Source organism: Fulvivirga sp. AWR4_260 (genome assembly GCF_056158185.1).
Genome location: NZ_JBSWSU010000014.1, coordinates 1 through 5618 on the forward strand (window position 1 = coordinate 1; position 5618 = coordinate 5618).

The 5618-nt window shown below is 34.2% G+C and carries 6 protein-coding genes; 4 read left to right on the forward strand and 2 right to left on the reverse strand.

What is annotated here, in order from left to right; genetic code table 11:
- Positions 1 to 157 precede the first annotated feature (157 nt).
- Positions 158 to 337 carry an aspartyl-phosphate phosphatase Spo0E family protein gene (locus tag ACXACQ_RS06460; RefSeq protein WP_073005444.1) on the reverse strand — a complete coding sequence of 60 codons (180 nt, stop codon included), beginning with the start codon at positions 335 to 337 and terminating at the stop codon, positions 158 to 160.
- 658 nt (positions 338 to 995) lie between these two features.
- On the opposite strand from ACXACQ_RS06460, the gene lepB reads away from it, so the two are divergent.
- From lepB to ACXACQ_RS06480, 4 genes are all read left to right on the forward strand, one after another.
- The gene (gene lepB, locus ACXACQ_RS06465; RefSeq protein ID WP_258870995.1) at positions 996 to 1520 is read left to right on the forward strand and encodes a signal peptidase I; all 525 of its coding nucleotides are present in this window, start codon (positions 996 to 998) and stop codon (positions 1518 to 1520) included.
- 674 nt (positions 1521 to 2194) lie between these two features.
- Complete coding sequence (locus tag ACXACQ_RS06470; RefSeq protein ID WP_474975118.1) at positions 2195 to 3382, forward strand: tetratricopeptide repeat protein; 1188 nt, start codon at positions 2195 to 2197, stop codon at positions 3380 to 3382.
- Positions 3383 to 3410: 28 nt separating this feature from the next.
- Positions 3411 to 4559: a S1C family serine protease gene (locus tag ACXACQ_RS06475; protein WP_474975119.1), complete on the forward strand. Its 1149-nt coding sequence runs from the start codon at positions 3411 to 3413 to the stop codon at positions 4557 to 4559.
- 469 nt (positions 4560 to 5028) lie between these two features.
- Complete coding sequence (locus ACXACQ_RS06480) at positions 5029 to 5178, forward strand: YjcZ family sporulation protein (protein ID WP_073005450.1); 150 nt, start codon at positions 5029 to 5031, stop codon at positions 5176 to 5178.
- A 233-nt stretch (positions 5179 to 5411) separates the two neighbouring features.
- Here the strand turns inward: ACXACQ_RS06480 and ACXACQ_RS06485 are convergent.
- The coding region (locus tag ACXACQ_RS06485; protein WP_474975120.1) for an EAL domain-containing protein at positions 5412 to 5618 on the reverse strand (207 nt) is incomplete at its 5' end.

Genomic DNA, 5618 nt, shown 5'->3' on the forward strand with positions numbered 1-5618 from the left:
ATGTATTGCTAAGGTTAAGTTTGTCATAGACTTGTGTGCTCACCCAGCACCTGAAATTAGGAGAAGGATATATGCCACTTTCTTACGCCTATGATAAACATACACTAAATGTAGGACTCGATCGTTTAGCAGCATATTTACAACAACACCCATTAGACTAATATTTCATATGCCTTGATTGGATTTGTCTTTCGATATCATATTTGTTTAGTAACTCGTCTAATTCTTGGCTTAATTCAATAGCTTCTAAATTAGTAAAGCCTTTCTCTAGAGCAACTTCTGCCATTCGGTACCGTAAATATTCTATACGTTTTAATAATTCATCTGTCGTGTTCATTGTAGATAAAGAGTTACCTCCTTTTTTTGTAGTATATTCATAGCAAACTCGCTCTGAAGTTGCAGTGGACCTTTGTTGGATTATTGCATAGTTAAGTGCTAAAGCCCTTAACAAATTGAAAATTTATGGAACCAATTAACATCAGTCTGCCTTTTTAGTGAGTGTTACAGCACATTATATCAAGATCAAAATCTGCCACATAGTGCAAATAGCCTAGCTAATAGTCACAAGTATGGTAATATTGATTAGATAATCACCTTATGATCACTTTTATATAATATAGACTTACTTTAAATGTAGCATAGGTTGACAGAATATGACAAGCTTTTGGCTATTCTAAAAGCTTTGCCTGTTGCGATTCGAGTTTTACATCCTTAAAAAAGAAAAGCCCATATACATATTGAAACAGCAGTTATTTTTACAACTTATAACAGGACTAAAGGCCTTTTCTTGTTCAAAAACGCCAAACAATTATTGTAGTCCTTACTTGTTTTTCCAATTTCAAATGAATTAAAACATGGATAAATTAGTTAATTTGCTATTACGAAGAGTTTCTCACCGGTAAATGAATACGAATTTAAGTTTTTACACTCGCTTAGTTACTATCTCTGTGCTAATATATTAGTGAAATGTTTTTTTGGGAAAAAGGATGTCTTCGGTGACAAAATCAAACAAGAAAAATGAATGGATAGAATGGGCAAAAGCCATTATTATTGCGATTTTAATTGCTTTCTTTATAAAAACATTTATTTTTGCAACATCTATTGTCGATGGAGAAAGCATGGATCCCACTCTCCAAAACGGAGAAAGAGTAATTTTTAATAAACTTATATATATTCTTGATGAGCCAGAACGCGGAGACATTGTTATTATTGAAAAACCTTATAAAAATTATGTGAAACGTGTTATTGGACTGCCTGGGGAAACAATTGAAATAAACGATGGTAGTCTCTATATAAACGGGGAAAGATATGACCAAACTTTTCTAAGTGAAGAGGTGCAACGTCAATCTGGTAATTATGGGCCGGAAAAAATTCCTGAAGGTAGTTATTTCGTAATGGGTGATAATCGTGCCATCAGCAAGGATAGTCGTAATGGATTAGGTTACATCGAAGAAGATGAAATTATTGGACGATCAGAGTTTGTAATTTTTCCATTTGATCAATGGACACTAACAAGATAGAGCTGGACATTAATATCCAACTCTATCTTATTTAATTCAGAAACGAAACACAGACACGATTTTCTTAAAATATTAATGCCCCATACACTTCAAAGCTATGTTTCAGCTTCTACCAATTAGTACGTCCATTGTGAATTCACCATGAATTTACTTTTCACTGTCAAATACACAATAACCAAGATTCAGTATTAAAATGGCGAAACAAATAACCGCAAATGTAATTTCCATATTTTCCATATAACAGTTGCACCCCCTAAATCATGTACTATATTTAAGTACGAATGTTCAAAAGTTCACTGCCCACGTTTACATTTTAGTTAAACTTAAGAACAATCCCCTCCATTATTCAACTCCAGTATATCATACCAATTTTAAATAACGTTGAAAAGCTAAAATATGATAAAATATAGTTACATGGTTGTTATGACAAACAAAGCAAATTTTTCGTCAGTGGAATGCTTCCTTCCGCCCCCAAGGCTTGTCTAGAGCCTTAACTTATGGCTAATCTTTATAGCGAAAAAACGCTGTCGTTTTTGCTTATACGTAGACTTAAACTTTCATATCTAGTAGCCCCCTTATACGTATTGGCATGAAGATGCTGCTAACTCCAATTTACACTTCTCAGACTTAGCTTTTCCAATTCGCGAAGTGTAATCTTACAGCACCGTATATCCATGACAAATCCTAGATTAGCAGGTGATTGCATGCTTCATTGTCCTTATTGTAGCACTCTAACAAAAGAAAATGAGACGTATTGTATGAAATGTGGGAAAATGCTTCCTGAAGATAGATATCATCGACTTAGTAGTAAACCAAACTTTTTTACACGGTGGAAATCGCCAATACTATCTACAGTTATTTTATTATTTTTTGTTATTTCTTTATATATCACTTTGGAAATGCGTACAGCGAAAGCTAAAGATTATTACACAAAAGGCGAAGAGAAGGTTCTGGCTCAGGATTTTAAAACAGCACAGTCCTTATTTCAAGACGCCCTTGATATGAAGGATAATTTCCAACAAGCCAAAATTTCTTTAGCGTTTATGAATCAAGCCTTGTCCATGGAACAAACATTACAAAAAACGGAACAATTGCTTAAAGAAAAAAAATATACACAAGCCTTAGAAATTTTAAATGAATCAGAGAAAGGTTTGCAAGATTATAATGGTGAAGCTGTAAACCAAATGGTTGAACGGGTTACAAAACAAAGGAACAAGATTAATATAGAGAAATTAGAACATGCACTAAAACAAAAACCAGAAATAGATCAATTAAAAGTATTGCTTTGGGACGCTGTGTCTATTGAAACAGAGGAAGCTGAACAGTTAACTGCTACTATACGTGAGCAAATTGTTAATTATGTGTTTGCTAAAGCAAGTGAGCAATTAAAGAACAACCAATTTAGTGATGGCAATCTTATCGTCAAAGACGGATTAAAATATGCACCAGATTCAGAAAAGTTGTTAAGCTTACAAACAACGATTAATAAAGAAAAAGTAGCCTTTGAAACTGCACAGCAAAATAGAATAGAACAAGCAATGAGTACAGCAAATAAAGAACAGCAAATGAATGAATCTGATGCTATTAAACTGAAACAAATGGAAACAACCAAGGATGATCAAGGAAACCTTGTCGTAAAAGGACAAGTACAAAGCGTTGCAACTATTCCTATTAACTCCATTAGAGTCCAATATAGCATTACTACGAATGAGGGGGAAACATTATTGACAAACGAAGTATACGTATACCCAGAAGAATTATACCCCGAAGAAACAGGTCACTTTGAATTTACCCATTATGATGTAAATATGAATCAAGCGTTAACAGCTGAAGTGGAGACGATAGCTTGGTATACGAAATAAATTGCTTTTTCAATTGAGGTGCTGCAACATGATAAAAAATAAATACATCCCGGTTATTTTATCAAGTATTATACTTCTCAGCGGCTTTATTCTACTTATTACTATGTATCAACAATGGAAACAGGAGCGTGTACAAATTAGCAACCCTGTGCTTAACCAAATAACTACAAGTAATGAGGAGCTTAATTTAAAGTCCATCATTCATGAAGCAGAAAAAAATGTGATTCAAATTGAAAGTCAAACAGAAGACAGTAGCTTGACAGGTTCGGGATTTCTTTATAATAAACAAGGCGATATTATAACGAATGCACATGTTATTAAAGATGCAAATGTAATTTATGTAAGAACAGCGGATGCGCAAATCTATCCAGCCGCTGTTGTCGGGGTAGGAAAAGAGACAGATATTGCTGTCATTCGCGTCCCTCAGCTTGCTGGAGCGTTTATGAATGTAGAGAAAAATAAATCCCCGGAAACGGGAGATGAAGTCATTGCCTTAGGTAGTCCGCATGGCTTTCAAAATACAGTTACTCTAGGAATTATATCCGGACAAGAACGGGATTTTTCTGTAGACGGCTTTCATTATGAAAACGCCTATCAAATCTCTGCTCAAATTGCAGAAGGAAATAGCGGTGGCCCCTTAATTGACCGTAAGACTGGAAATGTTGTTGGTATTAATTCTGTAGGGACAAAAGATGGATCGATTGGTTTTAGCATTCCAATAAAAGATGCCATCAAACAAATTGAGGCATGGTCAAACGAAGCAAAGACGGAAGCATTGAACTTTGCCAGCACTTCTAACCTTATAAATAAGAAAGACCCTAAGAAATTAAAAGAGGACGCAGAGTATTTAATTACCTACTTCCTTGATAGCATTGAACTGCGAGATTACGTAAATGCTTATGCATTATTAGCAAATAATATGCTTTCTAAGACTTCATATAAAGATTTTAGGAATGATTATGTCGATTTTATTAACGTAACTTTTGATGAGCCCAAAAGCAACATCACCGAAGATAATCAAGTGCAATCTACATTGAGTGTAACCATTAACAAGCGAGTAGAAGATAAAGATAAATCCGAAAAAGGGTTGTACGAGTATACATTTACTACAAAATACGAGAATGATCAACTAAAAATTTCTAGCATTAAAGTTAACAAACAAAAAAATAAAAGTTGAAGTAGTGTTCAAAATTCAGATACGAGCTGGACAAGTCTACCTGAAAGACCAAAAGCACTTTAAAACACCCCTTTTTCATAAGAGGTCTTTAGGTCATACCTTGAAGCTACTTGGGATGAAAATACTACCACTGATGAAGATTTATTTACACTATAGAAAAGTATAAAAGTTTAAATGTTTATAGTATAAGAAAAACTAAGCCATTCTCCATAAGACTTGGTGACAAGCCAAGTCTTTCTAATAATGTTTAAAACGCACTAAGTTTTTCTCTGTGTCAACACTTATTGTTCCAGTAGCATATACGCAGTCAAGTAAGTTTTAGCCTCCCTATTAATCAAAAGAAAAGTCTTTTAGAAAAACCAATCATGCTATACATTTCTTAGGGCGTCTTTTAATTATCTAGGATAAACGTCCAAACTTTTCTTACCCAATTGCATATGGTATAAGTGTAAGATTATTAGGAGGTGAAATGATGGGATTCGGATATGGCGGAGGCTGTGGAAACCCAGGCTACGGTGGTTATGGCTACGGTTACGGTTGCGGAACTGGTAGCAACTTTGCGTTAATTGTGGTGCTTTTTATTTTACTAATCATTGTAGGTGCTGCATTTTACTGTTAAATACGTTAAGCAGACAGCTTGTGCCTTCCTTAAAGCACAAGCTGTTCTTTTTTGTTTTATTTTATATCAATTTGCTTTATTGTTCTTTGTGAGTAACAGTTGTTCAACTTCTTCGGATGATAAACCTTTACTGAGATAGTAACCTGCAATTGGTCACACTGTTCCGCTTTTAAAAAAGCAAATTATTCTTCTGTTTCTACTCCCTCAGCAATAACTTTCAAATTTAGCAAATGTCATAGTTGAATAATTGATTTTACAATCATGCAGTTTTCTTCATGATTTTGATCCATAAACACTTTATCTATTTTTAATTTGGCGTTTGGAAATAAACTAAACTTTAAAGAAGAATAGCCAGCCCCAAAACCGTCAATGGATACGGGTATTCCGAGATTTTGCAACTCTCGTAAAGTATGTAAAACTGTTTTTTCATTCGTCATGTC

What these genes read in the sequence shown, in the direction of transcription:
- ACXACQ_RS06460 (WP_073005444.1), bottom strand. Translation starts at nt 337, where the DNA reads ATGAACACGACAGATGAATTATTAAAACGTATAGAATATTTACGGTAC.
- ACXACQ_RS06470 (WP_474975118.1), top strand. Translation starts at nt 2,195, where the DNA reads ATGACAAATCCTAGATTAGCAGGTGATTGCATGCTTCATTGTCCTTAT.
- ACXACQ_RS06475 (WP_474975119.1), top strand. Translation starts at nt 3,411, where the DNA reads ATGATAAAAAATAAATACATCCCGGTTATTTTATCAAGTATTATACTT.
- ACXACQ_RS06480 (WP_073005450.1), top strand. Translation starts at nt 5,029, where the DNA reads ATGATGGGATTCGGATATGGCGGAGGCTGTGGAAACCCAGGCTACGGT.